The following is a 16030-nucleotide window of genomic DNA, read 5'->3' as shown; positions in this document are numbered from 1 at the left end:
GTTTCTTCAACAGTTCATTAAGTAATGGCGCTATGTTTGATGCTTAGTAAGCAGGACAGAGTTGACCTTAGATTTTTCTAAACAACATACCCAGCACGAACTTATTCAAATACTATTGTTGTTTTATTAAGAATAAAGCAATGGCTATTAAACAAAAGGATTCAATCATGAAAATGTTAAACGCAGCTTTGATCGTTGCCTTAACCCTTACTTCCGGCGTTGCGCTCGCGGAACAAAGCTCGGACGAAAATAATCGGATTGTTTCTCCCGAATCAACTTTGACTACGCGACACGAAAGTGAAAAACGGCACTATTCATTTTCCAATTTTAAACACAGAAATCGGCAGGCTGCCGTTGCACTCGCTAAATGGGGATCGAGTAAAGATAACCGGATTATTTCTCCCGAATCAATTTCGGCTACGCAATACGATAGTGGAGGACAGCACTTTTCACCATCCGAGTTGCCCGAACGAAACCCTTAATAATAGCGGAATTCGCTGGTCCTTCTATAGCTTCCTTGAAGATGCTCGTTGTCAATCATTCCTCGGCGCGCATCTTGTTGAGCCGTTGGTTTGCCTCCTTCAGCCGTGCCATTATGGACGCATCCATGTCGCCGAATTTAGCTCGCTGCTCGTACCATAAACCATTACATCCTGGGACCAAATACCTAATTAAAGCCTTCTATGGTGAGGGTTTGAACACTCTGTGCGGCTCGACACAGGCTGACTAATGTAGAGTCACTGGACCGGGGCACAATCACTTTACGGCTTAAAAGATCGTGAACAGGTTCCAAGAGGTCAGTTATAAACGCTTTCGCAGTTGTCTTGATACAGCGGAGCATCGGCACCCAACGCTAAACGCTTGGTGGCGCTGTTGTAGTAAAAGCGACCGGACTCGGCGCTTGAAAGCTCGTAATCGCCGCACACCCCATAGCCCTTGTTGACTCGCGTTAAGTGAGAGATGGCGGCCGGTTTATGGCTATCAAGGTGTTCCGATATCATCGCGGCAATGTGGGCATCACGCTGGGCCTCGGAGTAGGCCTGGCCACCGAATATTAGGCCAGCAACGCCGACAATGGCGACGACGGGAATCCATAGGTTATGCATAGCGTGTCCAGGGAGAGAATATAAACGTGCATGAATGCGGCAGGAAAGATATTTAGCGGGATAATAACTTTTTGTTCATCAAATTTCATTGGTTGGCGAGTACCTAGTTTATACAAGGATCTGTTTCGCACCTTGCTAACCTACGGCGTCAGCCCGTCGTGTCGTTGTCATCCCATTTCCACTTCACTCATTCGCGCTACTTGAAACCCGCCATCACTGAATACCTGCGATGCACATAATGTAAGAATATTGTACATATGGGTGGTTTTAATAATTTCATCTTGCCTGGTATAAGCGGGTGGGGCAGCGCGCCGTGCTTGGCCACTGAGCGTGGTGTTAGGCGATATTGGTACGGCGTGTCAGCAAAGAAACATGTTAAATAAAATGCCCCTTTCACGATTGGGGAGTGTGAAAGGGGCGTGCCATTGCAGTTTTCAGGTCATTCGGGAAGCTTGGCGATCACTTTGATTTCGAAATCGAAGCCGGCCAGCCAGTTCACGCCGACCGCGGTCCAGTTGGGGTAGGGCTTTTCCGGGAATGCGCGGGCCTTGGCTTCCAATACGGTGTCGAACTGGGTTTCGGGGTTGGTATGAAACGTCGTGACATCGACGATATCGTCAAAGCTTGCGCCCGCAGCTTCCAGCACGCGCTTAAGGTTGTCGAAGGCGAGTTGTACCTGTGCGGTAAAATCCGGCTCTGGCGAGCCGTCTTCACGGCTGCCGACCTGGCCCGAGACGAACAGGAAGCCGTTCGAACGTACGGCGGCGGAATAGGCGTTTTTCTCATAAAGCGCCTGCCGGCCTTGTGGGAAAATGGCGTCGCGTTGGGTCATGTGTCTCTCCATCGAAGGGCTGTATGGGTGTGCGATTAACGATAAGCCCACTTTAGGACGGCGCTTTTAATGGATAAACAGCGAAGTTCGAGCAACACTGTTTGCCTATCGCAAACAGTCGCCGGTGTTCGAGGTCAATATGGATCGCTTCAATGCAATGCAGGCATTCGCGCGGGTCGTGGAGACGGGCAGTTTCACCAAGGCCGCCGAAACGCTTCATCTGAGCAAGACGAGCGTCACACAGCTCGTCCAGCAGCTGGAGGCCAAGCTTCGCGTCAAGCTGCTTAACCGAACCACCCGCCAGGTGAACGTGACGGCCGACGGCGCCGCCTACTATGAGCGCGTCATCAAGCTGCTGGCCGACATGGACGATGCCGAGACCAGTTTGTCTTCTGCTGCCGTACTGCCTCGCGGCCGGCTAAGAGTCGATGTGCCCAGCCCGCTCGCTCGAATGATCCTCATACCTGCACTGCCGGCGTTTTATGCGAGATACCCTGATATCCAGCTCGATATGGGGGTGAGTGATCGCGTCGTGGATATCATCGGGGAAAGCGTGGATTGCGTCGTGCGTGGTGGGGAGCCCACCGATTTGTCGCTGGTGGCACGCCGGGTGGGCAATTTACGCCTTGGTGTATATGCCGCCCCCGCTTACCTGGAAAAGGTGGGGTATCCGGCCCACCCGCAGGCGCTTTCGGCGCCACCGCACTACGTCGTGGGATTCAGGTGGCGCCACTACAACCTGGCCGCTTCGTACATCTTGCGCCGCCATGAAGAGACGGTCATGGTGCAGGGGCGTTATATCATTTCGGTCGATGACGGTAACGCCGGTCTTGCCGCAGGCTTGGCAGGGCTTGGCGTACTCTGGTTGCCTGAATACATGGCCAGCGAGCACGTATCCCGCGGCGAGTTGGTTCCTTTATTCAAAGAGTGGCAGCCCGACCCCATACCGCTGTTCATCGCCTTTCCGCCAAACCGGCACGTCAGCGCCAAACTGCGAGTATTCATCGACTGGGTTGTAGAGTTGATGGCCCGGCATGCGCCGGTAGATGAGTGAGGCGTACTCGGAAAAAGTAAAGCCAATAGCCATCCGTGGCCACCGGCCTTGCACGCCAGCCCGGCGCGCTTTCCATCATCATAGCCGCTATATCATTGAAAAACGGGGCTAGGCGGTCGAGGCCTGAGCTCCAAGCCCCATTGCGCTGACTTGCTATCAAGTAATCGGGCCGCCAGCCGATATAGACGTGGGCCATCTCGATGATGGGACGAACAACATGGAATGAACATCGGTAGACGCAGGTCAGCCAGACGGTTTATTTTTTCCAACGCTGTAATAAGGCTCAGCCGATGCTGAATGCGATAAAAAAATGCTGGTCGCCCGGCGTTACGGGAAGCACGCTCGGGCAGCGTCGCCAGGTCGAGCTTGGCAACCAGCTCGGGCTTTTTGGCGCACTGGCGACCTTTCCTTACCAGCTATTTTATTTCTTCTACGATTTTGATTTTTATCGCTCCGTCTTCATAGTCAATCTGGTTTTTGTGAGCGCTTATCTGTCGGTGCTGCTGCTTAACTATCTGAGTCGGTACAGCACTGCTAAAAAGCTGCTGCTGGTGAATGCGTGTATTCAGATTTTTGTCATCACATGGTTTATCAGTGCCGGGGCCGGGGTGCATCTTTTCTACTTTTGCCTGGCGTCCGTGCTGGTGTTTTTGTTCAACAATCTGCGCTTGAGGACTTATATCAGCCTAATGGCGCTGTTTTGCGCGCTTTATGTGACCGCGCATTTTCTGTTTTCGCCGGCTCTGGCCATTACACCGGTGCCGCTGCCCTGGGTTAACATCATGTACGGTGTCAGCGTTATATGCGTGCTGTCGCTATTGGGCGGGCTGCTTTATCTGTTGCGCCAACAAATTGATGCGGCGGAAGATGAGCTGACCCTAAATAATCACTATTTTGAGGCACTGAGCAACACGGATGCGTTAACGGGGCTTCCCAATCGGCGCATGCTGGATGAGGCGTTTGAGCGGGAGTGGGAAAGACTTACGCGTCAGCCTGGAACGCTATCGGTCATCATGTGCGATGTGGATTATTTCAAGCAAGTCAACGATCACTATGGCCACGATGGTGGCGATCGCTGCCTGCAGCGGATCGCAACGGAGCTGGAAAGCTTGGCATCCCGAACATCGGATCTGGTGGCGCGCTACGGGGGCGAGGAGTTTGCGTTCGTTTTACCCAGCACCGGCGAGCAAGTCTGCAAGGCGGCGCGCGCGCTTGGTATTCCCAACCCTGGCGCAAGCAGCGGCTTTATCACCGTCAGCATTGGCATCGCGAGTATTGATGTCCCTGACGGGGGGAATATCGACGCAAAAGGCAGCGCGCGTCTGCTAAAGCGTGCTGACCAGGCGCTCTATCAGGCGAAGACAAACGGCCGTGATCAGGTGGTTTTCCTACCGTACCCGCATGCTTATACCAGTACCGGGCAGTGAGTTTTCACGCGCTTGAAAAAAGTGAAGAGGGAATAGGGAGTAGGGAATAGGGAGTAGGGAATAGGGAACAGAGAGTATTTTTATTAACCCAATTGGCCAACATCCATACTCCCTGTCCTTTTTTGAGTAACTAGGTTGCGCGGTTAAGCTCATCCGGCGTATTAAATTGAATGTCTGTCATTCGGATTCGACTTTTAGGAAGGCTTGGAATTTCCTTCAGGCTATAAGACAAATCCTGTTCCGGTAAGCGGTAACTAATCTTATTCATTAGGAAATCAACGGTTTCCTGCATAATAAGAAGTGTCATCCACTCACCTGCACAGCGGTGCCCTGTGTCATAGTCTCCGCCACCCTGAGGAATAAAGCTGAACGGACGCTGCTTGCTGTCTATAAAGCGGGTACCGATAAAGGTATCTGGGTTATCCCATTCCTCCGGGTGATGGTTCGTGCCATACAAGTCCAGCAGTGTGAGCGTGTCCTTTTCAAATTCGTAGCCTTTCCACGTAAAATCTTCCCGAACTTTCGCCACCGTAAAAGGAAAGAATGGATAAAAGCGTCTTATTTCCTGGCAGAAGCTTTCAAGTTGCTCGTTGGTCAGGGCGGAATCTGGCGGGGAATCGTGTAACGCCAAGCCTATAAAGGCTATCCAGACTGCATTTGCCACGGTGGGCCGCAGTAAGTTAAGCACCTCTACGGCCACTATCTCTTTATCGAGCAAGCTTCCATCGGGGTCTTTATGCCAAATAAACTTATAAAAAGGTGTGTTTTCATTTAGCTGCAAGCTGCCGTCGCGCGCTTCATCAATGAGGTCTTCAATCCAGTCTTCTGCTTTTGAGCGGGCGCTCCAACCTTTAAAATGCGAAAAGTCTGCCTCTCCTGCTTTTTCAAACATAAGACTAAGCTGATCGGTTCGTTTCTCGATCTCATCTTCCGCTAATGGAACGCCGCACCAGTCACAAACCACTTGCGTCAGGATCTTTTTGGCTTCGTTATATAAAACGATCTCGTCCTGCTGAACCCAATCTTTTGCCGCCTTGGCATAGTAACCGCGAGTTAACTGGCCTAATTTATCTACCGATTCCCGCGTCCATAACTGCATAAACATCGCTTTTCGATGCCGGTGAGCTTCGTCGTCTAACCCTTGGACCCCGCCTACGCCGAACAACGTTTTTTTAGCCGGGAGCGGCGCCGCCCCAGCTCGTTTAAATTTAGTCGCATCGTAAAACAGCTCGGCTGCCTCGCTGCCACTCAGACAGTAAGCGCTACGGCCAAGTACCCTGGTTTTAAAAACATTGGACTGCATCGACTCGCGTCGATTAATAATAAAATCATAGCCTTCTTTCACTAGGCTAATGCTGTGGTCCAGGCCTTTTTCTTCTGGCATATTCGTCCGCTTACTCATTATAACCTTCCTGTTTGTAAGAGTTCGTGCGGTTGAGGGACAACGATCAACCTACCAGAAGTAATGGGGCCTGCTGACCAATGCGCTCAAATAAACTTATTTAAGTGTAGTCGCCAGGGACGCTAACCGCTGACTAGGGCGTCACTACCCCTTTGACAGTGGTAGTGGGCACAGCACACGCTATTCAGTGCCGTTGGGTCAACGTCTAGATGGCCAGCCAAGCAATGACTAACCATGCATGAAAGTCTTTGATCCTTGGTAAGGTGACCAGCCCTTCTTGTATCTCATGACTACCTTGATAAGGGCTGAGGTGTCTTTAGTCGGAATAAAGTCTGCAAGATAATTACCGCTCGGTAATTTCAGACTCAAATCTAGTGCTCTACAACATGAAAATTACCGAGCGGTAATTATTGCAGCACGCAGGCTTACACCGCTAACGATGAGTTAGGTATTTATAAAAAGGGCCGTTCGTTAAACCATGAACGGCCCTTTCTGTTTCCAAGCACTACTGCAAAAAGGCTTTACGCCTCTTCAACCCCATCCACAATAAACACGTGATAGTCAGCACCCTGAAAACGGTGCTTGCGGGCTTCCTGGTAGGCGTCGCTTTGGTACCAGGCGCGGGCGGCGGCCATGTCGGGGAAGCGTAGGATTACCGCGCCTTCCATGTCGCTGCCTTCCATCACTTCAAAGTCACCGTAGAAAGCCAGCGGCTTTGGGTCATGGCCTTCGCGGGCAGCTTTGGCCTTGGTAGCGTATTGCTCCATTTCCTTGGCGTCGTGGGTGCGTTCACGGGTCAGTACAACGTAAGCCGGCATTCCATTCTCCTTGGGTAGTTATCAGGAAAGCTTCTTTAACAGCGCTTCGGCGGTAGCTTCAGACGAGCCGGGGTTTTGGCCGGTAATCAGCAGGCCGTCGACGAGTACGTAAGAACTCCAGTCATCGCCTTTACTGTATTCGCCGCCGCTCTCTTTGAACATATCTTCGACTAAAAACGGTACCACATTCGTCAGGCCCACGGCGTCTTCTTCGCTGTTGCTGAAGCCGGTGACTTTGCGGCCGGCGACCAGCGGCTTGCCGTCGCTGCCTTTTACATGGCGCAGCACGCCGGGGGCGTGACATACCGTAGCGACCGGCTTGTTGGCGGCAATCGCGTCTTCGATCAGGCGCACGGAGGTGGCGCTCTCGGCCAGGTCCCACAGTGGGCCGTGGCCGCCGGGGTAGAACACGGCGTCGAACTCGGCGATATCGATATCGGCAAGCTTATGAGTATTGGCCAGCGCCGCTTGGGCGTTCAGGTCCGCCTGGAATCGGTTGGTAGCCTCGGTTTGGGCGTCTGGCGCGTTGCTGCTGGGATCCAGCGGCGGCTGGCCGCCGGCGGGGGAGGCCAGGGTTAGCTCGGCGCCTGCGTCCTTGAACGTATAGTAGGGCGCGGCCAGCTCTTCGAGCCAAAAGCCTGTCTTTTTGCCGGTGTCGCCAAGCTTATCGTGTGAGGTAACCACTACGAGAATTTTCATCATTGAGTCCTTTCCTGAGTGAGAGAGCGGTTGGGGTCGAGGTTTAACAGAGCGTAGGTGGCTTTGAAGGCAGCATCCAGCGGCACGCGGTCGCGGGTAATCTTGGCGCGCAGGCTGGCGCCCAGCCACAGCTGGTAAAGGGTGGTAGCCAGTTCCAAGGCACTGCCTTGAATGTTGACGGACTGAGGTAACGAGCCCTCGGCAACGGCGGCTTCGATTGACTGCGCTAATCTCGCAATAATGCGCTCGGTGCCCTGTTGCAGTACGCGGCGCATGCGTTCTGAAAGATCGCTGACTTCGGCGGCAAGCTTCACCGCAAGGCATTTGCCGCTGGGGTCGCAGTAGTGCTGAGTATCCCGCCAGTGCGCCCAGTAGCCCAGCAGGCGCTCAGCATTGGAGGCGACCGGCTGGGTAAGGCGTTCTTCAGTCTGCGCGAGATAAGTGGTGAAGTAGTCTTCAAGCAGCGCTTCGCCAAACGCTTCTTTGGAGCTGAAGTAGTGATAAAAGGAGCCTTTAGGCACCTCGGCGGCCTTGAGAATCTCGTTAAGCCCTACCGCCGAGAACCCTTTGCCACCGATGATGACCTGGCCGGTGTTAAGAATGCGCTGCCGGACATCGCCGGTGACTGGTGTCATGTTCATAACCACTAGATTACGCCTGATTAGACCAGTCGTCTATAGATGCACTGATAGTTGCTATGCCGAAGGCTCCCACAGCGGCTTGAGTGGTTCGCCCACCGGGGCAGTGTCCGGCACGTTAACAGAAGCCACCCGCGCCTGTGCTTTTGCAAACTCGGCCGGGTCGCCGCGCTCGATCTCCGGGTCTTGCCCTGGCGGGTAGGCGCCTACCATGCAGAAATCATCGTCGGCCTCTAGGCTGGCATGCCCAACGCCGGCGGGCAGGACCAGCACATCACCCGTGTAAAGCATCACTTCTCGGCCGTTGGGGCCGCCCAACCTGGCCCTCGCTTGACCCTGAAAAATGCCTAGCGCCTCATGAGCGGTGGAGTGAAAGTGGTCAAAATCATATAAGTAGTAACGCCACGCCGGCGGCCAACCGTGCTGCTTGAACATGTTTTCAAAGGCATCGGCCCGCTCCTCTGCACTGCTGAGGTCGAGAACCTCGCGGTAAATCAGTACGGGTAGTGGCGAGTTGGGATAGCCGCTCGTTTCATCGCTATCCAGATGGAGTAGTTCGGGCTGCGGGATAGACATCTTGGTCTCCTCGTTAGGGTACTCTTTCAGCATAGCCGAGCTAATCGATAAGTGACTGGCGGAGTGTTTTAGATGATCGCCAGTGCGCGTACGTGGGTCTTAAAAACGGCGATCATTGGCTGATGATGGCGTCAATCGTTATCATATTGATGATGTTGTTCATCATTAAGCCACCTTACCGCGAGCTCTCATGACCCAATCTAAAACGCCATTCATTGTGGTACTGAGCCTGGCATTGACCATGATGCTCGGCCCGTTTTCCATGGATACGTATCTGCCGGCCTTTCCGGTCATCGGTGAGTCGCTGGGAATTTCTCAGCAGGCGGTATCGTTGAGTGTGTCGGTATATGTATTCGCGATGGCGTTGGGGCAGTTGATCGGCGGCGCACTTTCGGACCGTTTTGGGCGCCAGCGGGTGTTGATGAGCGGGCTGGCGATTTTTGCGCTCTCGAGCATCGTCATCGGTATGGCGGACTCTTTGAATACGCTACTCAGCGGTCGGGCCGTTCAAGCCATTGGCGCTGGTTTGACGCTGGTATCCGTGCCGGCGCTGGTACGCGATCGAGTGTCGGGCCGAGACGCCGCGAAACTGTTCTCGATGATGGGCTTTATCATGGTGCTGGCGCCGGGTATTGCGCCTAGCGTGGGCAGCGCAATTCTGTCATTTGGCTCCTGGCACTATATCTTCTTTGCTCTGGCGGCGTACGCGGTACTACTGGTGCCGCTGCTGGTGAGGGTATTGTTTACTGGCAAGGGTAAGGTGTCGCGAGCGAAAAGCCCCCAGATGAGCCTGCTGGCGCGTTACAAACTGGTGCTGTCGACAAAGCCGGCGCTGCCCTTCATCGCCTGGCAGGCTGCCTCTTTTTCTACCTTGATGATGTTCATTACCTACGCCTCCTTTATTTATCAAGGGCACTTCGAACAGTCCCCCTCGAGCTTTTCGATGCTGTTTGCAGCGAACATCGTGGCCATGCTGATCTTCAATATTTTCAACCGGATACTGCTTTCCAGGCTGCCGTCGTTTCGCATTCTTCAGTTGGCCACGGGCTGTCAGGCGGTTGGCATACTATTGCTGGTGATGGCTGCCTTTATGGACTGGTCACTGTATGCCTTCCTGGCTGCCATGATGCTGACCATCGGCACGGTAGGGGCCATCTCGCCCAATATTCAGGCCTGTTTTCTGGAGTTCTTTCCCACCAGCGGAGGCACGGCCGCCGCACTTCTGGGTGCCGCCCAGTTCGGTATCGCGGGGATCTTAAGCGCGCTATCCGCCGTGCTGCCGCATACGCTGGAATCGGTCGTTCTTGCCATGGCCGCCTGTGGTTCGGTGGCGTATCTGCTGCTTGCTCGTTCAATCATCAAAGGGCGTGCCGCGGTCGAAGCGCCTTGAGTCGGGCCGTACTCGCGGGTTAAACGCCTCGCGCGCTCCAGCCTTACCTATTTGTTTTTAAGAGTGACCCATGAATATCGATATTTACCAAGTAGATGCCTTTGCTTCCCGGCCCTTCGAGGGCAACCCGGCAGCGGTGTGCCCGCTGGATGCATGGCTGGATGACGCAATGCTTCAGGCCATCGCCGCTGAGAACAACCTCTCGGAAACCGCCTTCTTCGTGGCTGATGGGGTGGGCTACCATCTGCGCTGGTTCACGCCTTCCGTGGAAGTGGACCTGTGCGGCCATGCCACCCTGGCCGCCGCGTGGGTGATTTTCAACCGGCTTGGCTATAGCGCCGATACCCTGCATTTCGAGACGCGTAGCGGTGTGCTCACAGTGCGCCGCGAAGGCGATGAGCTGGCCATGGACTTCCCGGCCAAAACGCTGGCACCGTTGGATATGCGCGATGACGTCGCCGTCGCCCTTGGCGGTATCGAGATCGAAGAGCTCTGGATATCCGACGATATCGTGGCGGTGGTGAATGACGCGGCGCTGATCGAGTCGCTTGCGCCGGATATGCAGCGGCTGAAAACGCTGCCGGGACGCGGTATCGCGGTGACGGCCCAGGGCAAAGATGTGGATATCGTCTCTCGCTGGTTCGGCCCCAAGGTGGGCGTGGAAGAGGATCCGGTGACCGGCTCGGCGCATACGTCGCTGGCGCCTTACTGGGCAAAGCGTTTGGGCAAGTCTTCACTCACTGCTCGCCAGGGCGGCGCTCGTCAAGGGGAGCTGAGTTGCCTGGTAGAGGGTGAGCGCGTGATGATCAAAGGGCGCGTGGCGCCTTACCTACAAGGGATCATTTCTCTGCCGGAAGATGCTTGTTAAATAACGAGCAGTAAAACGAATGCTGCGGTGAAGGGGGCAGCCATGTGCTGTGCCGTTCCCTAGTACTCGACTGGCTGGGCTGACAAGCTGACCACCTTATCTATGCCTTCTTGAGCTCGCTATGAAGTTTCAACACCCGGCTGCCGTCCTCCTGCTTAATCAGGTACGCGGGGTTCTTCTCACTACCTTTACGGGTCACTTCGCTACCCTTTAGCTTGCGGGTTACCTCTTGTTGATACTTCCGGGTTACCTGGCCTTCGGCCCAGTTCTCGCCCCATTTCCACTTCACCCACTCGCGCTGTTTAAAGTCCGCCATTGCAAAACTCTTCCGATATACGTGATTTACAATAATTGTACGTTTAACGGGTTTGCGCAATTTTGCGTTTGGTGGAGCGGAAGGGTTGGGTACGAAAGGCACCCCCACCCAGTAAATACCGAATGGAGGCGGTCTTGTCAGCGTGGCGCCAGCGTATTAGAACGTGTAGCGCAGCGTCGAAGAGATGCTACGCGGTTCGCCATAAACGCCGTAGCCACCCACGTTGCTGTAATACTTCTCGTCGAACAGGTTCTTGACGTTCACCTGAAGCGACAGCTCCGGCGTGAACTGGTAACGGCCAAAAAGGTTGGTCAGGGTGTAGCTATCCTGTTCGTATTCGTCAGGAATACCGGCGGGCGTCGTCAGATTGCCGGCGAAAAGACTGCTTTGCCAATTCACCCCGCCGCCTACGGTCAGCTCAGGTTTTTGCGGCACGTTGTAGCTTGCAAACAGGTTGAACAGCGAGCGCGGCTGGTTAATGTTGAGCGTGTCATCCTCGGTTTTCGCGGTGAAGTGGGAATAACCGACGGTCATGTCCAGGTCTTCGGTGACGGCACCGCTCAGCTCTACTTCAAACCCTTCGCTCACAACACCTTCAGCAGCGGTATAAAACGTTTCGGTTTGGCCTGGGGCCATCGGGAGGGCCGCGGCAATGTTGTCCTGCTCAATACGGAAGACGGAGAAGGAGCCGTTAATCAGGCCGTTAAGCCAGGCCGCCTTGAGGCCGGTTTCGTAGTTCTTGCCCACCACCGGGTCTAGATAAGTGCCGTCAGCGTTTAGGTAATCCTGCGGCTCGAAAATCTCGGTGTAGCTGGCAAAGGCCGAGTAGGTGTCGTTGAAATCAAACACCAAGCCGCCGTAAGGCGTGACTTCGTACTTGCTCTGGCTATCCGAGCGGCGGCTTAGCTGTGTCATGCCGTCCCACTCGGTGTAGCGTGCGCCTACAATCAGTGTCAGCGGGTCGGCAAGCGAGAAACGCGAGGCGATATAAACGGCTTTCTGACGAGTGCTGGAGGCTTCAGATGGCGTAAACTCGGGCCAACCTTCGTTGGGTGCCGAGCCATCCCAGTTGTTGAAATCATCGACGGTAAAGCCATCGATAAACGTGTTCTCGTAGTCGTTGGTTTGGTCGCTGTAGTTGCCGCCGATGACCAACTCGTGTTCACGACCAAATAGCGCAAACGGCCCGCTTGCCTGCGCATCAACAGAATCAACTTCCCGATGACCCCGGTTCCAGCCAGTGTAGAAGTCGACACTGCTGCTACCTAAGCGGCTGGGAAGCGTTCCCTCTACGTAGGGGTAGGCCAGCTTGCTGTCCATGTCAGTCTTTTCGTGGGCACCCACTACGCGCACCTGCCAGTCGTTGTCGAAACGGTGGCTAATCTCGGCGAAGATTTTCTCAGATTCATAGTCGGAGTAAGACCAGTCGGGGGCAACACTGAACGAGCGGCTATATCTGGTTTCGCTGCCATCACTGTACCAGAGCGGCAAGCCGCCCCAGGTGGAGGAGGACGTGTGGCTATCCTGATAATCAAAGCCTATCGACAATGTCGTCGCGTCGGTGACGTCGGCATCGATCACGCCGTAGCCGAACTGACGGCGCTTGTCTTGGCGGTCCATGTGAGCGCCGCCTTCTTCATAGCCCCCGGTAAACCGTGCCCGCACGTTGCCTGAAGCGGTGAGCGGTGTGGTGACATCGACAGTGGCGCCTTGCTTATCCCAGCTACCCAGGGTGCCAGCAATTGATCCGGTGAGTTCACGGCTATCCGCACGTTTGCGCACGAAGTTGACCGACGCGCCCGGGTTGCCAGAGCCGCTTACCAGCCCGTTAGCACCACGGATTACCTCTACGCGGTCGTAGATCGCTGTATTAAGTCTGCCTTCGCCGAAGTACCAGCGGTCATCACGGTTGAGTGTGGGAATGCCGTCGTACTGAAAGCTGTTGATACGGAAGCCACGCGATGAAAAGTTGACGCGTTCACTATCCACATTGCGCGTTGAAATACCGGTGGTGTTAGTTAAGACATCTTCGATGGAATCCAGATTTTGATCCCGAATGCGCTGTTCGGTAACGATGCTGATGGCCTGCGGCAGCTCTTTCTGGCTAAGCGTTAAACCAGTACCTGCACTGGTAGTACGCCGTGTGTAGCCAACGTTTTCATACAGGTTGGTGCCGGTGACCGTGACGGTTTCCAGCGCTTCAGGACTATCGGCGGTTTGCGCGATGGCGCTACTGGAAGCGAGTAAGGAGGCAGAAACAAGCGTGGTTAGCGTGGCATGCTGCACTGGCCGACGGGCCGCGTTCAAGACATGAAGCGATGACATTTTCATAGAATCCCTTACACGCCTTGCCGGCGCTTGTTCGCTGATTTTGTGTAGATTAGTAGCGAAAGATCATATAAAAATGGTTCTTAAATGTAAATGCGCATGAGAATGTTTAATATTAATATCGTGACTATTAGGTATAACTCAATAGACAGTTATGTTCTTGAAAAAAGTGCAGTATAAGTACGTGCCTACTGGCTTTTGCCAAGCGATAGGGAGTATTGGCGCTGTTGGTTGTCCACCGTTTAGGGGTTAAACGGTGGAGCGAAAATGACGGCTAACTTATAGGGTTAGCGATAACAATAAGCGCAACGACGGTAACAGAGCGTTCTAATCAAGCTCGGATGGCTTGGGTTCAAACCCAGGTTCTGTAGCGGGGGGAGACAGCTTATTTTCCATGGCCGCCAGGGCAATTTCGTAGCAGTCGTCAATATGGCTATTACCCATATATTTCATGGCAGCGAAGCTGATGCTGCCTGCCACGGCGCTGCCGATGAAAGGCACGTACTTGGTAACGCTTTTAGCTGCTATCTTGCCGCTCATCTTTTGTAGCAGCATCACAATTAGTTTCTTGGTGATATATTTTCCGGCCATCTTGCTGCCGACATTGGAGATGGCCGTCATCACCATGATTTTGGATTCAGTATCCAGGCTATCAATCTGCTCAGGCGTTAAGCCGAATTTCTCGTTAATTTTAGGGATGAGTCTCAGCAAGAGGGTCACATCCGATCCAACATCCACGCCTGGAATGGGAATAACAGCCGCGCCTGCTGAGAGGCTGGAGCTTTTGGTTACCATGGTGCGGCAGGTCTTTCTGATCTCGTCGAGTTCTTCCCTTGTTTCGATCATGTGCTACTCCTTGTTTACGATGCTCTAACCTCAGCGTAGACGATGCTGCTTGAAAATGAGGGAATTCAGTGCAGCTTGCTACGCCCCTATTTATCTACGCCCTTACTATCTGCCTCTCTACTTACCCGCAGCCGCGTTCGCTGCAGGCGAGCGTGTGATCGTACAGCGTTTGAATGATCTGGCAGTCTGCGGCTTTGCCGCCCCGGCACTGTTGTACTACTTGACGTAGCTCAGCGGCGAGTGCTTGCAGCTTGGCAATCCGCGCTTCAAGATGCTGCAGATGCCGGGTGGCGATGTCGTCAGCCGCGCCGCAGTCGGTATCGGGATGGTCAGACAGTGCCAGCAATTCCTGAATGCTATGTAGATCAAGCCCCAGGCTGCGGCCATGACGAATAAAGCCTATGCGCTCTAGCGCTGCTTGGTCGTAGTAACGGTAGCCCTGCTCGCTGCGTTTCGGAGTAGGCAGTAAACCCAGCTTTTCATAATGGCGAATACTCTCCGGTGAGCAGCCGGTGCGGGTAGCTACCTCACCAATGCGATAAGCGTTTTTCATCAGCTTGACCCTGTAACGATTACAGGGTTTAGGCTAGACCCTATTCCCACTGTGGACAAGTAGGTGATGACATGACGCTGATTTTCGAACTAATGCAAATCGCGCTAACGGCAGCCCCGTGGCTGCTGTTGGGGCTGCTAATTGCTGGGTTGATCAAGGCATGGTTGCCGGAGCATTTGCTACAGCGCTGGATGGGCGGCCGCGGCCTTGGCAGCATCGTACGGGCGGCGGTGATTGGTATGCCGTTGCCGCTATGTTCATGTGGCGCAATTCCCACTGCTATTGCCTTGCACCGTGGTGGTGCCGGACGTGGGCCCACTACGTCGTTTTTAATCAGCACGCCCGGGGTAGGGGTTGATTCCATCTTGCTTACCAGCGTATTGCTTGGCCCACTGATGGCGGTAGTGCGGGTCGCAGGTGCGCTGGTAACCGCCATTGTTACCGGACTGCTGGTCGGGTTCACTCGTGAAGCTGAAACGCCAGCGCCGGCCACGTCTGGTGGCTGCTGCGCTTCATCCGGTTGCCATGCGCCCCATTCAGACACCGGCGAACCCGTTGGCCTGAAAGCTGGGTTGCGCTATGCATTCAGCGATTTATTGGATGACATCAGTGCATGGATGTTTGCCGGGCTAATCCTGGCCGGTGTACTGGTTACCCTGGTACCGCCGGATACGCTGGCTTATTACTCGGGCGGTTTGCTGGCGCTGGTGCTGATGGCCGTCGTGGGGATTCCGCTATATATCTGCGCGGCGGCGGCTACGCCAGTGGCCGCCGGGCTGCTGTTGGCGGGAATCTCACCTGGCATGGCGCTGGTATTCTTGCTGGCGGGGCCAATCACCAGCTTGGCGACGCTGGCAATTCTGCGCCGCGAGTTGGGCAATCCGGCACTGGCCATCTATCTCGTCAGCGTGCTGGCAATGACCGTGCTGCTAGGCTGGGCGTTTGATGTATTGCTGGGTATGACCGGCTGGAACCCGGTGGAGCAGGCAAGTGATGTGCAGGAACTGTTGCCCGTGTGGCTGGAATGGCTTGCCCTGGGCGGGCTGGCCTTGGTGGCCATCCGTCCTGTTCGCAGGCGGTTGCTGGGGTTTTGAGTCGCTATCGTATTTGAAATCGTACTTAAAACAGAATGCAAAACGCCGGGTGGGAATGACCACCCGGCGTTTGATTGCCCGTC

General features: G+C 54.5%; 17 protein-coding genes. 6 read left to right on the top strand and 11 right to left on the bottom strand.

The features are described 5' to 3' along the window. Nucleotides 1–167: 167 nt before the first annotated feature. Nucleotides 168–482 (top strand): hypothetical protein, encoded by a 315-nt coding sequence (locus tag ELY25_RS06760; RefSeq protein ID WP_126950515.1) that lies wholly within the window; start codon nucleotides 168–170, stop codon nucleotides 480–482. A 315-nt stretch (nucleotides 483–797) separates the two neighbouring features. Here ELY25_RS06760 and ELY25_RS06755 read toward each other — a convergent pair whose 3' ends face one another. Then, entirely contained in the window at nucleotides 798–1106 is a 309-nt protein-coding gene (locus tag ELY25_RS06755) for a hypothetical protein (protein ID WP_126950514.1), read from the bottom strand. A 439-nt stretch (nucleotides 1107–1545) separates the two neighbouring features. Continuing rightward, nucleotides 1546–1938, bottom strand: coding sequence for a RidA family protein (locus ELY25_RS06750; protein ID WP_126950513.1), 393 nt, complete (start codon nucleotides 1936–1938; stop codon nucleotides 1546–1548). Between the two features lie 139 nt (nucleotides 1939–2077). On the opposite strand from ELY25_RS06750, the gene ELY25_RS06745 reads away from it, so the two are divergent. Together ELY25_RS06745 and ELY25_RS06740 are read left to right on the top strand one after the other, a co-directional pair. Next, on the top strand, nucleotides 2078–2992 hold the full coding sequence (locus tag ELY25_RS06745; protein ID WP_126950512.1) for a LysR family transcriptional regulator: 915 nt from the start codon (nucleotides 2078–2080) through the stop codon (nucleotides 2990–2992). 290 nt (nucleotides 2993–3282) lie between these two features. Further along, nucleotides 3283–4419 (top strand): GGDEF domain-containing protein, encoded by a 1137-nt coding sequence (locus ELY25_RS06740; protein WP_126950511.1) that lies wholly within the window; start codon nucleotides 3283–3285, stop codon nucleotides 4417–4419. 130 nt (nucleotides 4420–4549) lie between these two features. Here the strand turns inward: ELY25_RS06740 and ELY25_RS06735 are convergent, their stop codons facing one another. The 5 genes from ELY25_RS06735 to ELY25_RS06715 form a co-directional block, all read right to left on the bottom strand. After that, nucleotides 4550–5821: a cytochrome P450 gene (locus ELY25_RS06735; protein ID WP_126950510.1), complete on the bottom strand. Its 1272-nt coding sequence runs from the start codon at nucleotides 5819–5821 to the stop codon at nucleotides 4550–4552. A 521-nt stretch (nucleotides 5822–6342) separates the two neighbouring features. Next, nucleotides 6343–6639, bottom strand: coding sequence for a DUF1330 domain-containing protein (locus tag ELY25_RS06730; protein WP_126950509.1), 297 nt, complete (start codon nucleotides 6637–6639; stop codon nucleotides 6343–6345). Nucleotides 6640–6660: 21 nt separating this feature from the next. Beyond that, nucleotides 6661–7338 (bottom strand): type 1 glutamine amidotransferase domain-containing protein, encoded by a 678-nt coding sequence (locus ELY25_RS06725; protein ID WP_126950830.1) that lies wholly within the window; start codon nucleotides 7336–7338, stop codon nucleotides 6661–6663. Continuing rightward, the gene (locus tag ELY25_RS06720) at nucleotides 7338–7973 is read right to left on the bottom strand and encodes a TetR/AcrR family transcriptional regulator (protein WP_236995665.1); all 636 of its coding nucleotides are present in this window, start codon (nucleotides 7971–7973) and stop codon (nucleotides 7338–7340) included. The genes ELY25_RS06725 and ELY25_RS06720 overlap by 1 nt, the downstream gene beginning before the upstream one ends. A gap of 60 nt (nucleotides 7974–8033) precedes the next feature. Further along, the gene (locus ELY25_RS06715) at nucleotides 8034–8552 is read right to left on the bottom strand and encodes a cupin domain-containing protein (protein ID WP_126950507.1); all 519 of its coding nucleotides are present in this window, start codon (nucleotides 8550–8552) and stop codon (nucleotides 8034–8036) included. A gap of 190 nt (nucleotides 8553–8742) precedes the next feature. On the opposite strand from ELY25_RS06715, the gene ELY25_RS06710 reads away from it, so the two are divergent. Beyond that, nucleotides 8743–9942: a Bcr/CflA family efflux MFS transporter gene (locus ELY25_RS06710; RefSeq protein ID WP_126950506.1), complete on the top strand. Its 1200-nt coding sequence runs from the start codon at nucleotides 8743–8745 to the stop codon at nucleotides 9940–9942. A 70-nt stretch (nucleotides 9943–10012) separates the two neighbouring features. After that, a complete protein-coding gene (locus ELY25_RS06705) occupies nucleotides 10013–10810 on the top strand; it encodes a PhzF family phenazine biosynthesis protein (RefSeq protein ID WP_126950505.1) in 798 nt (265 codons plus the stop codon). 100 nt (nucleotides 10811–10910) lie between these two features. Here ELY25_RS06705 and ELY25_RS06700 read toward each other — a convergent pair whose 3' ends face one another. The 4 genes from ELY25_RS06700 to ELY25_RS06685 form a co-directional block, all read right to left on the bottom strand. Continuing rightward, nucleotides 10911–11126 carry a hypervirulence associated TUDOR domain-containing protein gene (locus tag ELY25_RS06700; RefSeq protein ID WP_126950504.1) on the bottom strand — a complete coding sequence of 72 codons (216 nt, stop codon included), beginning with the start codon at nucleotides 11124–11126 and terminating at the stop codon, nucleotides 10911–10913. Nucleotides 11127–11282: 156 nt separating this feature from the next. Further along, a complete protein-coding gene (fhuE, locus tag ELY25_RS06695) occupies nucleotides 11283–13451 on the bottom strand; it encodes a ferric-rhodotorulic acid/ferric-coprogen receptor FhuE (protein ID WP_236995664.1) in 2169 nt (722 codons plus the stop codon). A gap of 330 nt (nucleotides 13452–13781) precedes the next feature. After that, on the bottom strand, nucleotides 13782–14300 hold the full coding sequence (locus tag ELY25_RS06690; protein ID WP_126950502.1) for a hypothetical protein: 519 nt from the start codon (nucleotides 14298–14300) through the stop codon (nucleotides 13782–13784). A gap of 121 nt (nucleotides 14301–14421) precedes the next feature. Further along, complete coding sequence (locus ELY25_RS06685; protein WP_126950501.1) at nucleotides 14422–14853, bottom strand: MerR family transcriptional regulator; 432 nt, start codon at nucleotides 14851–14853, stop codon at nucleotides 14422–14424. A 71-nt stretch (nucleotides 14854–14924) separates the two neighbouring features. On the opposite strand from ELY25_RS06685, the gene ELY25_RS06680 reads away from it, so the two are divergent. Then, on the top strand, nucleotides 14925–15947 hold the full coding sequence (locus ELY25_RS06680; protein ID WP_126950500.1) for an SO_0444 family Cu/Zn efflux transporter: 1023 nt from the start codon (nucleotides 14925–14927) through the stop codon (nucleotides 15945–15947). Nucleotides 15948–16030: the final 83 nt, after the last annotated feature.

Source organism: Vreelandella populi (genome assembly GCF_003989825.1).
GTDB classification, from domain to species: Bacteria; Pseudomonadota; Gammaproteobacteria; order Pseudomonadales; family Halomonadaceae; genus Vreelandella; species Vreelandella populi.
This window is presented reverse-complemented; position numbering and strand designations above follow the sequence as displayed.